General features: G+C 71.9%; 12 protein-coding genes and 1 pseudogene. 3 read left to right on the top strand and 10 right to left on the bottom strand.

What is annotated here, in order from left to right; all coding sequences use genetic code 11:
* Positions 1-10 precede the first annotated feature (10 nt).
* The 9 genes from B082_RS0119835 to B082_RS0119795 all read right to left on the bottom strand — a co-directional run bounded on the left by B082_RS0119835 (position 11) and on the right by B082_RS0119795 (position 12,777).
* Positions 11-850: an ABC transporter ATP-binding protein gene (locus tag B082_RS0119835; protein WP_018553560.1), complete on the bottom strand. Its 840-nt coding sequence runs from the start codon at positions 848-850 to the stop codon at positions 11-13.
* Positions 847-2,862, bottom strand: a complete 2,016-nt coding sequence (locus B082_RS0119830; RefSeq protein ID WP_026249975.1) for an ABC transporter permease subunit — start codon at positions 2,860-2,862, stop codon at positions 847-849. The genes B082_RS0119835 and B082_RS0119830 overlap by 4 nt, the downstream gene beginning before the upstream one ends.
* Before the next feature lies 1 nt (position 2,863).
* A complete protein-coding gene (locus B082_RS0119825) occupies positions 2,864-4,072 on the bottom strand; it encodes an ABC transporter substrate-binding protein (protein ID WP_018553558.1) in 1,209 nt (402 codons plus the stop codon).
* 98 nt (positions 4,073-4,170) lie between these two features.
* Positions 4,171-4,575 (bottom strand): roadblock/LC7 domain-containing protein, encoded by a 405-nt coding sequence (locus B082_RS0119820; protein WP_018553557.1) that lies wholly within the window; start codon positions 4,573-4,575, stop codon positions 4,171-4,173.
* Entirely contained in the window at positions 4,572-6,986 is a 2,415-nt protein-coding gene (locus B082_RS0119815; protein ID WP_026249974.1) for a nitrate- and nitrite sensing domain-containing protein, read from the bottom strand. The genes B082_RS0119820 and B082_RS0119815 overlap by 4 nt, the downstream gene beginning before the upstream one ends.
* Positions 6,987-7,729: 743 nt before the next feature.
* Positions 7,730-10,099 (bottom strand): ATP-binding cassette domain-containing protein, encoded by a 2,370-nt coding sequence (locus B082_RS0119810; protein ID WP_018553556.1) that lies wholly within the window; start codon positions 10,097-10,099, stop codon positions 7,730-7,732.
* A 109-nt stretch (positions 10,100-10,208) separates the two neighbouring features.
* Positions 10,209-10,658 (bottom strand): helix-turn-helix transcriptional regulator, encoded by a 450-nt coding sequence (locus tag B082_RS0119805; RefSeq protein ID WP_018553555.1) that lies wholly within the window; start codon positions 10,656-10,658, stop codon positions 10,209-10,211.
* 61 nt (positions 10,659-10,719) lie between these two features.
* A complete protein-coding gene (locus B082_RS0119800) occupies positions 10,720-11,802 on the bottom strand; it encodes a hypothetical protein (protein ID WP_018553554.1) in 1,083 nt (360 codons plus the stop codon).
* A gap of 159 nt (positions 11,803-11,961) precedes the next feature.
* Complete coding sequence (locus tag B082_RS0119795) at positions 11,962-12,777, bottom strand: SAM-dependent methyltransferase (protein ID WP_018553553.1); 816 nt, start codon at positions 12,775-12,777, stop codon at positions 11,962-11,964.
* Between the two features lie 173 nt (positions 12,778-12,950).
* On the opposite strand from B082_RS0119795, the gene B082_RS0119790 reads away from it, so the two are divergent.
* From B082_RS0119790 to B082_RS0119775, 3 genes and pseudogenes are all read left to right on the top strand, one after another.
* On the top strand, positions 12,951-14,336 hold the full coding sequence (locus tag B082_RS0119790; protein ID WP_018553552.1) for a lipase family protein: 1,386 nt from the start codon (positions 12,951-12,953) through the stop codon (positions 14,334-14,336).
* 150 nt (positions 14,337-14,486) lie between these two features.
* Positions 14,487-15,321, top strand: a pseudogene (locus tag B082_RS36335) (CU044_5270 family protein).
* Between the two features lie 248 nt (positions 15,322-15,569).
* Positions 15,570-16,745 (top strand): macrolide family glycosyltransferase, encoded by a 1,176-nt coding sequence (locus B082_RS0119775; RefSeq protein ID WP_018553549.1) that lies wholly within the window; start codon positions 15,570-15,572, stop codon positions 16,743-16,745.
* 67 nt (positions 16,746-16,812) lie between these two features.
* Here B082_RS0119775 and B082_RS0119770 read toward each other — a convergent pair.
* The coding region (locus tag B082_RS0119770) for an electron transfer flavoprotein subunit alpha/FixB family protein (RefSeq protein ID WP_018550888.1) at positions 16,813-17,151 on the bottom strand (339 nt) is incomplete at its 5' end.

The raw sequence follows: 17,151 nt of genomic DNA, 5'->3' as shown, positions 1-17,151 counted from the left end.
CGGGGGTCGGTCATCCTCTCGCTTCGGTGGTGCCCGTGACGAGGTCCGTGGCCCCGTGCTCCGGCTCCTCACCGGCCATCGGGCCCGTGTTGTGGTACGCGTCGCGGACCTCGGGGTGGGCGAGCGCCTCCCGGGTCGGACCGGTGACCAGCACCCGCCCCGCCGCCAGCACGGTGACCGACGTCGCGAGCTCGGCGACCACCTCCACGTGGTGCTCGACCAGGACGATCGCCACGCTCGCCGGCAGGGCGCCGAGGATGGCGAGCAGCCGCCCGATGTCGCCGTCGGTCAGCCCGGCCGCCGGCTCGTCCAGGAGCAGCAGACGCGGATCGCCCGCCAGGGCGGCGGCCAGGTCGAGCATGCGGCGCTGCCCGTGGGAGAGCGTGGAGGCCGGGCGGTGCGCGAGGTCCGCGAGCCCGACGGTCTCCAGGTGCTGTGCCGCGGACTCGGCGTGCTGCCGGTAGCGGGACGGGCTGCGCCAGGCGCCCCGGCGCTTCGGGTGGTGCGGCCAGCCGGCCAGGACGATGTTGTCCAGCACCGTCAGTTCCGAGATCACCGACGGCTGCTGGAAGCTGCGGGCGATGCCCAGCCTGCTGCGCCTGGCGGTGGACGCGCGGGTGACGTCCGTCCCGTTCAGCACGATCGTGCCGCGGTCGGGCCGGTCGGTGCCGGCGATGAGGTTGAGCAGGGTCGTCTTGCCCGCGCCGTTGGGGCCGATGACGGCGTGCCGGGCGCCCGCGGGCAGCCGCAGGCTGACGTCGTCGACGGCGGTGAGACTGCCGTACCTGCGGGTGAGGCGGTCGAGGTCCAGCACGGGGGCCGCCGGTGCGGCGGTCGGTGCGGGCGTCATGGGGAGACCTTCCCGGCGGGGGACGGGGCGGGCGTGGCTACGGCGGGAGGCGTCCCGTCCGGCGCCGGCCGGCCGATGGCGGTGCGCAGGCCGGCCAGACCGCGCGGCAGCAGGTACACGGCGGCGATGAACAGCATCCCGAGCAGCAGCGGTCCGTGGCCGGGCCAGGAACTCGCGACCCAGTCCCGGGTGAAGACGATGAGCCCGGCGCCCAGCAGGCCGCCGATCACGGATGTCGCGCCGCCGATGACGACGGCGAGCAGGGCGAACGCGGCGATCTCGAAGCCGACGTCGGCGGGGGACAGGTACTGCTGGACGGTGACCATCAGCGAGCCGCCGACGCCGGCCAGCGCGCCCGCGCAGATGTGGGCCACCAGCAGATAGCGCCCCACGGGGTGGCCCGAGGCCCGCATCCGCGCCTCGGCGCCCCGCGTCCCGGTCAGCAGCTTGCCGGCCGGGGAGCGCAGCACCAGCAGGGTCAGGGCCACGGCGACGACGGCGACGACGAGCGCGTAGACGTACAGCTCGCTCTCCTCGGTCATGCCCTCACCGCCCCACAGCGCCTGGGTGGCCGGGAAGCCGACCAGCCCGTCGGCGCCGCCGGTGACGGACTTGACCTGGTTGATCACCGCACTCGTCAGCTCGCCGACGGCGAGCGTGATCATCAGGACGGTGGTGCCCCGGGCCCGGATCACGGCGGGCCCGGTCAGCGCCGAGAACACCGCGGCCGCCAGCGCCGAGAGGACGATCTGGACCGGGCCCATCGTCCACCCGGCGTCCGCGAGATTGGCGGTGGCGTACGCGCCGACGGCGAACGGGGCGGTCTGCCCGAGGGTGGGCAGTCCCGCGTAACCGGTCAGCACGGTGACACTGACCGCGAGCAGCCCCAGGGCCAGGGCGGACCCGGCCAGCGAGATGCTGTACGCGTCGAGCATGCCCGGCAGCGCGAACAGCAGGGCGAGCAGTACGAGCAGCGGGACGGCCTGCCGCCACCCGGACCCGCGCAGCCACGCCCCGAACCGCCCCGGAGCCGCTTCGGCGGGCTCCCGGGCCGGTGCCGCGACCGTGCGGGAACGGTTCTGCAACCGCGCGGCGAGGAGACGTCGGAGCCGGGTGAGCGGGTCCGACGACGGGCCCTGCTCCTCGTGCGCCGCGGGCTCCGCGAAGCGGGAGCGGAACACCAGCACCGCCGCCATCGCGGCGAACAGCAGGTACGGGGCCAGATCCGGCAGCAAGGAGACGCCCAGGGTCTGGACCTCGCCCACGGCGACCGCCGCGAAGAGCGTCGCCCACAGCGAGCGCAGCCCGCCGAGGACGACGACCACGAGGGACAGCATCAGGACGTTCTCGGAGGTGCCGGGCCCCGGGCCGATGATCGGCGCCCCGAGCACGCCCGCCGCACCGGCCAGCGCACCCGCCGCCGCGAGCACCCCGGTGTGCACGGCACGGGGGTTGTGCCCGGTGGCCGCGAGCATCTGGGGATCGTCCGCCGAAGCCCGTACCGCGGCCCCCACCCGGGTCCGGGTCAGCACCCAGGTACCGAAGGCGGCCAGGACGACGGCCATGGCGATGAAGCAGAGCCGGTAGGCGGGGTAGCGGTGGCCCAGCAGGTGGACCGAGGAGTCGAGCGCGCCGGGGACGCGCACCGGCAGCTCGTCCGCTCCGAAGAACTGGATGAGCAGATCACCGCCGACCAGCGCTATCCCGAAGGTCAGCAGGGCTTGAGCGAGATGCCCACGCCGGGCGAGCGGAACCGTCGCGGCGGACAGCCCCGCCCCGGCGAGGGCGGCGGCAGCCGTTCCGGCGGCCAGCCCGATGACGAGGCCGCCCCAGGTTCCGTCGCTCAGCTCGGCGCCCGTGTAGGCGCCGATCGCGTACAGCATGCCGTGCGAGAGATTCAGTACGCCGGCGGTGCCGAACGCGAGGCTCAGGCCGGCGGCGACCACGAACAGCAGCAGCCCGTAGGCCACTCCGTCCACCGCCGGCACGAGGTGGGCATCAAGAAGCTCCATGTCAGCCGCCGAGCGTCGCCAGGTCCTGGACCATGACGTTGGACAGCTGGTTGCCGTCCGGACGCACCTGGCGCAGGTACCAGGTCTGGACCGGTGCGTGGCTCTTCGCGCCGAACTCCCACGCGCCGCGGGGGCTGTCGATCTGGCCCAGGCCGTCGATGGCCTTGTTGATGGTCTGCGGCGTCACGTCGCCCTTCTTCGCGGCGTCCGCGATCGCCTTGTCCAGCACGGCGGCGGCGTCGTAGGACGACATCGCGTACGTGGTCGGCTGGGTGTCGTGCTCGGCGGTCCAGTCGGCGGCGAACTTGCGATTGGCCGCGTTGTCGAGGTCCGGCGCGTAGTTCAGGACGGAGTAGATGCCCTTCGCGGCCTGGCCCTCGGCCTGGAGCACGCTGCCCTCGGTGACGAAGGCGGTGTACAGCGGCAGGTCGGCGATGTCGGACTGCGCGTACTGCTTGGCGAAGTCGATCGCCGCCTTGCCCGCGTAGAAGCAGTAGACGGCCTTGGCGTCCGTCTTGGCGATCTCCGCGAAGTACGGCATGAAGTTGGTCGTCTGCGGGAACGGCGTCCACTTGGTCTTGCCGTCGGGGTTGGCCAGCTCACCCTTGATGCGCTTGAACTCGTCGGTGAACCCGCGCAGTTCGTCGTAACCGCCCTGGTAGTCGGGGCCGATCGCGTAGACCGGTCCGTTCACCTTCTCCTTGACGTACGGGGCGATGGCCTTGCCCGGCTCGTCGGACATGAAGCTCGTCGTCCAGACGTACGTGTCGTCCTTGACCTCGGGCCGGGCGTTGGAGCCCAGGAACGGGATCTTGGCCTGGTTGACCAGCGGCAGCACCGCGTTGACCGAGCCACCGCCGACGAGGCCGGTCAGCACGTCGACCTTGTCCTTCTTGACCAGCTTGGTGGCGGCCGGAACCGCGGTCGGCGGACCGTCGCCCTCGTCGGCGACGATCAGCTCGACCTTGCGCCCGCCCAGCTTGTTGCCGTGCGTCTTCAGGTAGAGGTCGAAGCCGTCCCGCAGGTCGGTGCCGACCGACTTGTAGGTGCCGGACAGGGAGGCGACCAGGCCGACCTTGATGGTCTTGTCGCCGGAGCCGCTGTCGCTGCTGCATCCGGTGACGGCGGCCAGGCCCAGGGCGAGGGCGGCGGCGCCGGCCGGGCGCAGGAATCTGCGGTGGCGGGTACGGCGGGGTATGTCGAAGAACATGGGAGCTCTCATCGGGGGAGTGTCGGACAACGGTGTGACCCGACCGCGGAGTCGGCTCCGCGGACGGGTCGGTGCGGCCGTGGGGGGACGGCCGACGGTCAGTGCGTGGGGGAGTGGTGAGAGGAACGGACCTGCGGGGACAGCGAGTCGCCGACCTGGTTGATCAGCTCGGACATCATGTAGCTGACCTCACCGATGTCCGCGTCCCTGGTGGTGGTCACCAGGAGCGAGGCACCGCTGGAGACGGCCATGGAGAACATGTAGCCGCCCTCCATCGCGGTGAGGCTGTGCTCGACCGGGTCGGTGTTCGTCAGCTGTGCTGCCGCGGAAAGCAGGTTGACGACGCCGGAGGCGATGGCGGCCAGCCGGTCGGCGTCGTCACGCTCCACACCGGTGTATGCCAGCGCGAGTCCGTCCACGGACACGGCTATCGCCTGGGTGACTTCCGGGATGCGTCCGGCGAAGTCGCTCAGGATCCAGCTCAGGTCGGTGGGTGAGGTCATTTCTTGGTCCGTTCGGTGTTGTCATCGGTGGCGGAACGCCCGCGGGGGTTCGTGCTCCGGCTGATGCCCTGGGCGTAGGCCGCGAGGACGTCGGAGACCTGCCGGGAGTCCCGGCGGCGGGGTGACGGCCTCGGCGTGGCGGTGCCGGACCGCTGATCGGTGCCGCCCCGCTTGCCCAGGGTGGGCCACTGCTGGGGCGTGTTGCGCTGCCGCAGGGGCAGACCGGACGCGCTGACCCCGGCGATCCGCGAGACCGGCTCGTCGTGCACGGGGTGCGGGGAGGGCGTGGAGCCGCTCTCGCGCCTGTCCTCGCCCTTCTCGCGCGCCGGGCCCTCGTGGTCGTCGCGCTTGTCCGCGTCGGAGGGGCGGTCCGGGCGGGAGCCGATGCTCGCGCCGACGGGACGGCCGGGCCGGCCCTGCACGTCGCGCGTCGGGCGGCCGGCGGTGACCGGGCGCGGCGCCTCGTAGCGGACCTCGTCGCGCCGGTCCTCACCGGGCGCGCCCTGGACGGGGGGAGCCTCGACGGCGACCTCGGCCAGCACGGTCTTGGGCAGGGTGACCTCGGCGATGGTGCCGGGGCCCGAGGAGTCGCGGAGTTCGACAACGATGCCGTGCCGGGCGGCCAGCCGTGCCACCACGTGCAGACCCATGGAACGTACGTCCCCGATGCCCGCCTTGGGCTCGCGCAGCGCGGCGTTGTGCACGGCGCGGCGCTCGGCGGAGATGCCCACGCCCTCGTCGACGATCTGGACGACGGCCCGGTCCCAGAGCCGCCAGACGGCGACCCCGACCTGCGCGTCGGGCGGCGAGAAACGGGTCGCGTTGTCCAGGAGCTCGGCCAGGATGTGGGCGACGTCGTGCACGGCGCGGGCGGCGATGCCGATGCCGGCCTCGATGGCGCCGAGGGAGACCCGGTCGAAGCGTTCGATCTGCTGGGCGGCGGCCACGATGACGGTGGAGCAGCCGATGTCCGCGGAGCGCACCCGGGCGTTGCCGTAACCGCCGAGGACCAGCAGGTTGTTGGTGTTGCGCTCCATGCGGATGGCGAGGTGGTCGAGCGCGAAGAGCGTCTTCATGCGCTCCGGGTCGGCCTCGTCGCGCTGCACGGTGTCCAGCTCGGACACCATGACGCTGGTCAGCTGGGCGCCCCGGCGGGCGACCCGGACCAGGGTCTCGGCGAACTGTTCGTGCACGCGCGCCTGTTCGGCGGCGAGCCGGACGGCCTCGTGGTGGACGGCGTTGAACGCCTCACCGACCTCACCGATCTCGTCCCCGCCCGTGGTCTCGATCGGGTTGCCGGTCCGCTCCGCGACCTGCTCGGGCGTGGAGCCGCTCAGCGCGCCGGGCTGGGACAGCTCGCTCATGACGGCGGGCAGCCGGGTGTGGGCGACCTCGTGCGCGGCGTTGCGCAGGTCGCGCAGCCGGCGGATCATGACGCGGCCGAGGCGGATGGCGACGACGACGACGCCGACCAGGGTCAGCAGCACCAGGGCGACTTCGCCGCCGGCGGTCCACAGCAGCCTGGTGCGTTCCTTGTCGACGGTCGCGGCGACGGACGCGTCGATCCGCTTCTCGACCGAGTGCAGCAGGGTCTGGCGGTCCTCGGACGCGGTCACCCACTCCTTGGGGGTGACGCCGATGGCCTTGCTGGTGTCCGTACGCCCGATCTTGTCCTCCAGCTTGCGGGAGGCCAGGGCCTTCGGGCCGGAGAGGGTGCGCTCCAGCCAGGTCCGCCACTCCGCCGGGCCGAGACCGAACAGCTTGCCGGTCGACTCGGTGTAGCCGAGCCGGGTGGCGTCGAACGTGCGCTGCGAGGCGACCGTGAAGCCGCCCGCGGCCTGCGCCCTCATGACGGTGACCTGCTGCTGGGCGGTGTACTCGGCGGCCTCGGACAGGGCGGCGGCCGCGCGGATGCGGTCGGCGATCTCGGCGTCGACCCCGTCGGCCTGCGCGATGCCGTCGCGGTAGCCGTTGAGGTCGGCGATCACGATCCGGTAGCCGAAGGCGAGCGCGGAGATCGTGGTGCTGCCCGAGCGCACCTGCGCGCGCAGGGCGGGGAGTTCGTCGATGAAGCGGTCGATGCGGTCAAGCGCCTCCTGGGCGCTTCCGGGCACCTCGGACAGGTGCTTGATCCGGCTGTTGAAGGTGGCGATGCTCTTATCGGTCGCCTGAGAGGTTTCCTGGAAGGCGGCCGAGTCCCCTTGGTTCGAGACCAGGGCGGTGGCTGCCGCGCGTTCGCGCTGCAGCTGATGAGTTAAATCGGCGGCGCCGGCGGCTACATCGACCATGGAGGCCAGCCGGTTCGCCTGGAGCGCCTGGTTGGTCGCGGGTGCGAGGGCCAGGGCCGAGAAGGTGACCGCGACGGTGAGGGGCGCGGTGACCAGCAGGACGAGACGACGATTGATTTTCACTGCGCGGCTCCATCGCCGGAACCGGTGCTGAGTATCGGTGACACGCAGATACCTGTTAACGGGTTGTGGGGTGTCGGTAGGGACGCTCGTACATCATGTGCACAGTTGCGGATGGGACAGGCGGGGCGGGCGGGGCTCCAGTGGCGCGGCTTGATCCTATGCCCAGTGCACAACCTCGGATGCGGGCAGTGTCGAAAATTTGCGTTCACGCAGAAGCGCGGAAACGATCCGCTCCGATCAAACCTGTCTCCGAGGTGGATGTCGAGAGGCTAAGCGGAATGGTCAACTCCCGCTTGTACGCGCCCGTCCAACCCTTGTGTCACCGGGAGGTACGGCGCCCCGCCTCCTTGAGGCGGAATGATCGGCCGGTCCCTGCTCCGGCCCGTTTCGCCAACCCCCATCAGGGGGCGCGTCGTTGCGGAAAGGTTAGATCCGATTAGCGAAGGTGATTGTTCTGGATCGGCCCCGCCGCCCGGCCGGTCGCGCGACGCCACAGGTCGGCGACCATGAGTGGTTCAAGGTTCAAGTGGCCCACCGTGAAGGGTTGGTGGCGGTATGACATGGTTCATCACTCCACGCACACGGCCCACTCCGGTGCGAATCGGCCATCTTGAAAAGGCTCATGGGTTCCACGGCCCGTCGTCTTGACCCGATCGGGCATCCAGTCCGGCCACCGCCCGTCCGACGGGCACGGAGAAGCGCCTGCCCGGCCGCCACGGGCCGGGCAGGCGCCGCGATGTCACTCAGGCGCCGACGTACCGCGCGAGGTGCTCGCCCGTCAGCGTGGACCGGGCGGCGACGAGTTCGGCGGGGGTGCCCTCGAAGACCAGCGTGCCGCCGTCGTGGCCGGCGCCGGGACCCAGGTCGATGATCCAGTCGGCGTGCGCCATGACGGCCTGGTGGTGCTCGATGACGACGACCGACTTGCCCGCGTCCACCAGCCGGTCGAGCAGCCCGAGGAGCTGCTCCACATCCGCGAGGTGGAGGCCGGTGGTCGGCTCGTCGAGCACGTACAGACCGCCCTTCTCGCCCATGTGCGTGGCGAGCTTCAGCCGCTGGCGCTCACCGCCGGAGAGCGTGGTCAGCGGCTGGCCGAGGCTGAGGTAGCCGAGCCCGACGTCCGCGAGGCGTTCGAGGACGCGGTGCGCGGCCGGCGTACGCGCCTCGCCGGAGCCGAAGAACTCCTCCGCCCGGTCCACCGGCATCGCGAGCACCTCGCTGATGTCCCGCCCGCCGAGCCGGTATTCGAGCACGGAGGCCTGGAAACGCCGGCCCTCGCACTCCTCGCAGACCGTGGCGACACCCGCCATCATCGCCAGGTCCGTGAAGACGACCCCCGCGCCGTTGCACACCGGGCACGCGCCCTCGGAGTTGGCGCTGAACAGGGCGGGCTTCACTCCGTTGGCCTTGGCGAACGCCTTGCGGACCGGGTCGAGCAGCCCGGTGTACGTCGCCGGGTTGCTCCGCCGCGAACCGCGGATCGGGCTCTGGTCGACCGACACCACCCCGTCCCGCCCGGACACCGAGCCGTGGATCAGCGAGCTCTTGCCGGATCCCGCGACACCCGTGACGACGGTCAGCACCCCGAGCGGGATGTCCACGTCGACACCGCGCAGGTTGTTCGCCGTCGCACCCCGCACCTCCAGCGCCCCGGTGGGCTCGCGGGTGACCTCCTTGAGCGCGGCCCGGTCGTCGAAGTGGCGGCCGGTGACGGTGTCCGAGCCACGCAGCCCGTCGACCGTGCCCTCGAAGCAGACGGTGCCGCCCGCCGTACCGGCGCCCGGACCGAGGTCCACCACATGGTCCGCGATCGCGATCGTCTCCGGCTTGTGCTCCACGACCAGCACCGTGTTGCCCTTGTCCCGCAGGCGCAGCAGCAGGTTGTTCATCCGCTGGATGTCGTGCGGGTGCAGACCGGCGGTCGGCTCGTCGAAGACGTACGTGGTGTCGGTCAGCGAGGAGCCGAGGTGGCGGATCATCTTGACGCGCTGCGCCTCACCGCCGGACAGGGTGCCGGCCGGACGGTCCAGCGCCAGATAGCCGAGGCCGATCTCCACGAACGAGTCCAGCGTCTGCCCGAGCGCGCCGAGCAGCGGCGCCACCGAGGGCTCGTCCAGACCGCCGATCCAGGCGGCCAGGTCGCTGGTCTGCATCGCGCAGGCGTCCGCGATGCTGATCCCGGCGATCTTCGAGGACCTGGCGCCCTCACTGAGCCGGGTGCCCTCGCAGGCGGGGCAGGTGGTGAAGGTGACCGCCCGCTCCACGAACGCCCGGATGTGCGGCTGGAGCGAGTCCTTGTCCTTGGACAGGAAGGACTTCTGGATCTTGGGGATGAGTCCCTCGTAGGTGAGGTTGACGCCCTCCACCTTGACCTTGGTCGGCTCCCGGTGGAGGAAGTCCCGCATCTCCTGCTCGGTGAACTTCGCGATCGGCTTGTCCGGGTCCAGGAAGCCGGACTCGGCATAGACCCGCACGGTCCAGAAGCTGTCCGACTTCCAGCCGGGGATGGTGAACGCGCCCTCCGCGAGGGACTTGGAGTCGTCGTAGAGCTGGCTGAGGTCGATGTCGGAGACGGTGCCCCGGCCCTCGCACTCGGGGCACATGCCGCCGGTCCGGCTGAAGGTCGCCTTCACGGCCTTCCTGTTGCCGCGCTCGACGGTGATCGCGCCGCTCGCCTTCACGGACGCGGTGTTGAAGGAGTACGCGCTGGGCGGGCCGATGTGCGGGGAGCCGAGGCGGCTGAAGAGGATGCGCAGCATGGCGTTGGCGTCGGTGGCCGTGCCCACCGTGGAGCGGGTGTCGCCGCCCAGCCGCTGCTGGTCGACGATGATCGCGGTCGTCAGCCCTTCGAGGACGTCCACCTCGGGCCGGGCCAGGGCCGGCATGAACCCCTGGACGAAGGCGCTGTACGTCTCGTTGATCAGCCGCTGCGACTCGGCGGCGATGGTGTTGAACACCAGCGAGCTCTTGCCCGAACCTGACACCCCCGTGAACACCGTCAGCCGGCGCTTGGGGATCTCGATGCTGACATCCTTCAGATTGTTCACGCGCGCCCCGTGCACACGGATCAGATCGTGGCTGTCGGCGGTGTGCGGCCGCGTGCCCCTGCTCATCGTGTCTCCCTCGGTTGGCGGGGCCGCCCGGCCGCCCCGTCGTCGCCGCCCGGTCCCGGCCGGCGGTCCTGCCCGTAAACCCCGGCGTACCCGCGGCGCCGGACGTTCCTCACGCTAGCGGCGGACCCTGCGGCCGTGCTTCTCGATTCCTGACCGGACGGGTCACCTGCTTCGCCACGCACGACGGGATCCCCACCGTCGAGCGCGCCGCCTCCTGCCGGTAGGTGCTCGGCGGCATCCCGACCAGCTCGGTGAAGCGCGTGCTGAATGTGCCGAGCGACGCGCAGCCGACCGCGAAGCACACCTCGGTGACGCTGAGGTCCCCCCGCCGCAGCAGCGTCATCGCCCGCTCGATGCGCCGGGTCATCAGGTAGCCGTACGGTGACTCTCCGTACGCGCGCCGGAACTCGCGGCTCAGATGGCCGGCCGACATGTGCGCCCCGCGCGCGAGCGCCTCGACGTTCAGGGGCTGGGCGTACTCCCGGTCGATCCGGTCCCGGACCCGGCGCAGCCGGGCGAGGTCGCGCAGATGCTGCGCCGCGTCGGTTCTGCTGGTCACGGTCGAAAGCGTACGGGGTGGGGGCGTCGTCCGCCCGGCACCGACGGGCGGACGGCGGAGATCACGTACGGGTGTAGGTGCCGCACTCCGCGTCGCCCCTGCCCTGCGTCAGGTCGTCCATCGTGGCGCTCCGGTCGTACGGGTCCACAGGAGGCCCCTCGCCCGCGCCGGTCCCCTCGTCGAAGGTGGGGACGAAGTAGCCGGTGTCGTTGTCGCAGCCGCCGTTGGCGGAGTCCACCTTGTAGGACAGCAGAGTGAAGGTCCCCGGCTCGGTGATCACCTTCGACGGGTCGTCCCAGCTCATCACGATCTCCCGGCGCACGACCGTGCGGGCGATGTCCTCGCCGCCGCCCGCCGCCCGCACGAGCGGATAGACGAAGGTGACATCGGCGGTCACCTCGACCGCACCGCGCTCGCCCTCCCGGTAGGTGATCCGGCCGCGCGTCCTGACCACGTCCCCGGCCAGGCGCGCGTACGACGGATCGAAGCGGCTGAACAGCAGCAGCGGATTGTTCTTCCGCGACGGGCTGTCGAAGGCGCTCGCCAGGAACGCCTTGGTGTCCGCCTGCTTCGGATTGAGCACCGCGATGGCCTTCTCCGGGCGCTCCCCGCGCAGCACACCGGGGTCCACACCGGCGTCCACGAGGAAGGCGAGGCTGTCGTCGAGCGCCCGCGCCACCTGCTGCTCGCTCATCCAGCCGGTCGCCCGCGCCTTCGGCAGCGTGATCCCGGCCGCCCCGTCCGCCCAGCGCGCCGCCGGGGACCCCCTGAACGGGTCGTCGGGCGTGGGGCGTTGGAGCGCGGCCTCGGTGGCCGGCGGCGCGCTGGGGCGCACCGACTCCGCTGTGAGCGGGGTATCGTCCTCGCCGGAGCCGAACCAGCCGGTCACCAGGTCCGGCTTGAGGGCCACGACGAACAGCGCGACGACGAGCAGCATGCCCACCGCGTACCAGCCCCTGCCGCGCCGCCGGGGCGGCTGATGGCCGCGCCAGGGTTCGGGCGGGCCGGTCTCCTCCCGCAGTCGCTGGGACACCATCCGGGCCCGCGCCGACGGCTCCTCGGGGGCGTCGGCGGTTCCCGCCTCGGCCTCCCGCAGGAAGCGCTCCCACTCCTCGTCCGGTATGGATGACCCGCCCTTGTCCACGCTGTGCCCCCGCCCCTTCCGGCACGCCGCCGGGGGCTGTGAACACCCCGGCCGGTCCGTTTTCCGTGCATCATCACACAGCCCGGCGGCACCCGGCGCGGGGGCTTCTGGCGCCAAGTGCCCACCGGGCCGGTGCGGATGGGACGGGGTGCGCCGGGGTTACGGCTTGCGGCCGACCGCCACGTACCCCGGGGTGACGGCGTCACCCGTGCCGGGGACCGGCTCACCGAGCTCCGGGTGCCAGGCCTCGGCGGCGACGATGCCGGGCTCCACGATCTCCAGTCCGTCGAAGAACGCGGCGAACTGGGCGCGGCTGCGCGGCGCCAGCGTGAGGGTGTTGGCCCGGTACATCTCGTCCACCTGGCGGGCCTCCTCCGGGTGGAAGTCGGCGGTGATCTGCGAGATGACCATGTAACTGCCGGGCGCGAGCACCTCGGTGAGCCGGCTGACCAGCTCGTACGCGCCGTCCTCGTCGCTCACGAAGTGCAGCAGCGCGATCATCGACAGGGCCACCGGAGCGCTGAAGTCCAGTGTCTTTCCGGCGCGTTCGAGGATCGTGTCGACGTTCCGCGCGTCGGCCTGCACGTAGTCGATGACACCCTCGGGCGTGCCCTTGAGCAGCGCCTCGGCGTGGGCCAGCACGATCGGGTCGTTGTCGCAGTAGACGACCCGGGTGGTGGGCTCGGCCGCCTGGGCCACCTGGTGCAGGTTGGGCTCGGTGGGTATCCCCGTGCCGATGTCGAGGAACTGGCGGACGCCCTGGGTGGACAGCCAGCGGGTGGCCCGGTGCATGAAGGCCCGGTTGATCTTCGCCATCACCGGCACATTCGGTTCGACGGCCAGCATCTGACGGCCCATGGCCTCGTCCACCGGGTAGTTGTCCTTGCCGCCGAGGAACCAGTCGTACATCCGCGCGGGGTGCGGCTTGCTGGTGTCGATGAGCGGGGATGTGGCGTCGTTCTCCGGTCGGGACATGGCGAACTCCAGGGTGCGGGAGGCTGCGGATGATCAACTCGGACCAAGGATAGGCAACTCGGCAACCGGCGAACGATAGTTACCACAGCGTAACTTACTCATGGGTTACCTGTGGTAACTACCGCTGCTAGTTTGCGCTCACCCGCATTTCGGAGCAGAGCGAGGAGTGAGCTGTGAGCCGCAAGGACAGCCGTTCCACCGTCCCTTTGACCCCCACCCGCCGCCGGCGCCCCGGCACCCTGCGCGCGGCGGCCGTCGCGGTGACCGCGGCGGCCTGCGTGGCCGCGTACGCCGCACCCGCGTCCGCCACGGACGGAACCGAACCCGTCGTCTCCCGGGGCGTGACCATCCCCGTCTTCTACAACCCGCCCGCCGAACTGCCCGCCGCCAACGGGGCGCTGATCCGCCAGGAGCCGCTGCCGCTCGGCGCGAGCCTGCCCGGCCTCGACGGCCGCCCGATGCCGGGCACGGCGACCCGCCTGATGTACCGGTCGACCGACTCGAACGGGGAGCCGGTCGCCGTGACCGGCGCCTACATCGAACCCTCCGCCGCCTGGAAGGGCAGCGGCCCGCGCCCGCTGGTGGCGCTGGGCTCGGGCACCATGGGCCAGGGCGACCAGTGCGCGCCCTCGCTGGCACTCCAGAACCCGCTCACCCTGACCGGTGACACCGTGTCGGTCGGCTACGAGATCCTCGCCGTCTACCGGCTCCTGTCCGCGGGCGTCTCCGTCGTCGTCACCGACTACGTGGGCCTCGGCGCCACCGACCGCCTGCACACCTACGTCAACCGGGTGGACGAGGGCCACGCACTGCTCGACGCGGCCCGCGCCGCGCACGCGCTCCCCGGCACCTCGCTGACGCCCGAGTCCCGTACCGGGCTGTACGGCTACAGCCAGGGCGGCGGGGCCAGCGCGGCGGCCGCCGAGCTCCAGCCCTCGTACGCCCCGGACGTCAACCTCGCCGGTACGTATTCCGGGGCTCCGCCGGCCGACCTGACCGCGGTCATGAAGGGCATCGACGGCAGCGCGCTGGCCGGCGCCCTGGCCTGGTCGATCAACGGCTTCGCGCAGGCCGACCCTGATCTGCGCGACGTCGTCGAGGCCAACATCAACGACGCCGGGCGGGCCGCGCTGAAGGACGCGTCGACCATGTGCGTGGGCGACGCGATCCTCGGCTACGGCTTCGCGAAGAGCAGCAAGTGGACCACCACCGGCAAGTCGCTCGGCGACATCATCGCCGCCGAGCCCAAGGCACAGGCCGCCCTCGACAAGCAGCGCATCGGCGCCCTGAAGCCCGCCGGCCCCGTGCGGCTGGCCACCGGCGTCCAGGACGACATAGTCCCGCACCGTCAGGCACGTCAACTGGCCCTGGACTGGTGCGGCAAGGGCGCCGACGTCACCTACGACGCCGTCATCCTGCCCAACCTGGGCGACAAGATCCTCACCAACCACCTGGTCCCGCTCATCACCGACCAGGGGAAAGCCATCTCCTGGATGACCGACCGCCTCTCGGGCAAGCCGGCCTCCTCCAACTGCTGGTCGATGCCGATCCAGCCCTGACACCACCCAAGCCCGCGCCCGCACCCCGGCCCACCGGAGTGCGGGCGCGGACGTGCGCCGTCCCAGTGGGACCGTGAGGGGCGTAGCCCACCCGGCAGGGTGTGCGCCAGGTCACGGGAACCCTCCGCTTCCCGCGGAGAGGTACAGGATGTGAGACACACCGAAGACGCGGGCAGCCTGCGCCGACGCCTGCGGGAGGGCGACCGCGAGACGTTCGCCGGCCTGTGCGACGCCCACGCGCGCCGTGTACAACCACGCCCTGCGGCTGACCGGCGACTGGTCGGCCGCCGAGGACGTCATGTCCGAGACCTTCCTCGCCGCCTGGCGCACCCGCGACCGGCTGGAACCGGAGGGCGGCTCGGTCAGACCCTGGCCGCTGGGCATCGCCACGCACAAGGCGGAGAACGCCAACCGCTCCCGCCGCGGACGCCTCGCCTTCCTGGCCCGGCAGCCCCGGCCGCCCTCGGTCGCCGGCTTCGCGTCCGAGGCCGCCGGACGCATCGACGACGCCCGCCGCCTCGCCGCCCTGCCCGCCGACCCGGACGAGCTGCTGGCCTACCTGGGTGCCAGGACGCGGTACGAGAAGGGCGAGGACCGTGACCAGGCGCTGTTCGACCGCATCGGCGGTCTCATCCAGGGCCAGGTCATGCCGCCGAGCACCGGGGCGGCCCTGTACCGGGCGGCCGCCCGTATCCCCGGAGTCATCGAGGTCGACGAGGCGACGGACGCCCTGGGCCGGCACGGGCTCGGCATCGCCCGCGACGACGCGCACTCCACGGAGCGCTCGGTGTGGGTCTTCGACGAGCGCACCCTCGCCTTCCTCGGCTCCCGCACCTTCTTCACGAAGGACACGCCCATGGGACCGGCCGGGACGCTGTTGTACAGCACGGCGGTGCTGGAGCAGGGCGTGGTGGACGAGGAGGGCCGCCGGCCCACCGGCGACCAGGTCCGGCTGGTGACCGACGGCGCGACGGCCGCGAGCTGACGGACCCGGGCCCCCGCCTCCGCCCGGCCCCTCCGCGCACGGGAAAAACAGCGTGCGCGCGGGCCGGGCGGAAGTTAGGCTCGCACCATGAACATCTGCCAGCTCTACGGCTGACGCGGACGGGGCAGGCCCCCGACCCCGTCCGGCACACCGCATCCGCGCGCCCACGGCCCGGCCCCCGCCGGGGTGGCCGACGCGCCGGTCTGCCGTATCCACTTCCGCCGCAGAGCTGAAACGAGTGATCCCTCATGTCCCGTCGCCGTGCCCACATCGCCATGGTCGGTATCCCCGCCGTGAGCCATGTCCTGCCGAGCATCGAGGTCATCCGCGAACTGGTGGCCCGCGGCCACCGCGTCACCTACGCCAACGACCCCGTGATGGCCGAGCGCATCGAGGCCACCGGCGCCACCTTCGTCCCCTACGACTCCGGGCTCCCGGTGGCCGACAACAACTGGCCCGACGACCCCATCGCCGCGATGGAGCTCTTCCTCGACGACGGCATCCGCGTCCTGCCGCAGCTGCGCGCCGTCTACGACCGGGACCCGGCGGACCTCTACCTCTACGACATCGGCGCGTACGCCGCCCGCGCGCTCGCCGAGTCGCAGAACCGCCCCCTCATGCAGCTGTCCCCGACCTTCGTCGGGTGGCGGAGCTACGAGAAGGACGTGGCGGCGCACCTGTGGGCGCTGCCGGGCGCCGACGACTACCGGGCGAAGTTCACGCGGTGGCTCGCCGGCTGCGGCGCCACCACCACGGACATGGACGTCTTCCCCGGACGCCCCGACCACGCCCTGGCCCTGATCCCCCGGGCGATGCAGCCGCACGCCGACGACGTCGACACCGACACCGTCACCTTCGTCGGCCCCTGCTTCGCCGGGCGCGGCGACGAGCAGAGCTGGACCCGTCCCGCCGGGGCGGAGAAGGTGCTCCTGATCTCGCTGGGGTCGGCGTACACCGACCGCCCCGAGTTCTACCGCCACTGCCTGGCGGCCTACGGGGACCTGCCCGGCTGGCACGTCGTGCTCCAGATCGGCAGCCGGACCGACCGGGCGGAGCTGGGCGCCATCCCCGGAAACGTCGAAGTGCACCGCTGGGTACCGCAGTTGGCGATCCTGCACCAGGCCGACGCCTTCATCACGCACGCCGGCATGGGCGGCAGCTCCGAAGGGCTGTACACCGGGGTGCCGATGATCGCCGTCCCGCAGGGCGTCGACCAGTTCATGAACGCCGACAAGCTCGTCGAGCTCGGTGTGGCCCGCCGCATCGACACCGACGACGCCACCCCCGAAGCGCTGCGCGAGGCCCTCGCGGCGCTGGTCTTTGACCCGGAGGTCGCACGGCGCTCGGCCCGGCTGCGCGACGAGGCCCGCGCGGAGGGCGGCACCGGGCGGGCCGCCGACCTGGTGGAGGAACTGCTCGGCTGATACGACGCGGCCGGGGCGGTGAGCGGGTCTTCCCCGTTCACCGCCCCGGCCGGTCGAGCCCGTGGGGTCAGCCCTTGCGGGTGTTGATCTCCTCGGTCAGCTGGGGGACGACGTCGAAGAGGTCGCCGACGACCCCGTAGTCCACGAGGTCGAAGATCGGGGCCTCGGAGTCCTTGTTGACCGCGACGATCGTCTTCGAGGTCTGCATGCCCGCCCGGTGCTGGATCGCGCCGGAGATGCCCGAGGCGATGTACAGCTGCGGCGAGACGGACTTGCCGGTCTGGCCGACCTGGTTGGTGTGCGGGTACCAGCCCGCGTCCACCGCCGCGCGCGAGGCGCCGACGGCGGCACCGAGCGAGTCGGCGAGGGCCTCGATCACCGCGAAGTTCTCCGCGCCGTTGACACC

Source organism: Streptomyces sp. ATexAB-D23 (assembly GCF_000373645.1).
In the GTDB taxonomy this organism is placed as follows: Bacteria; Actinomycetota; Actinomycetes; order Streptomycetales; family Streptomycetaceae; genus Streptomyces; species Streptomyces castrisilvae.
This window is presented reverse-complemented; position numbering and strand designations above follow the sequence as displayed.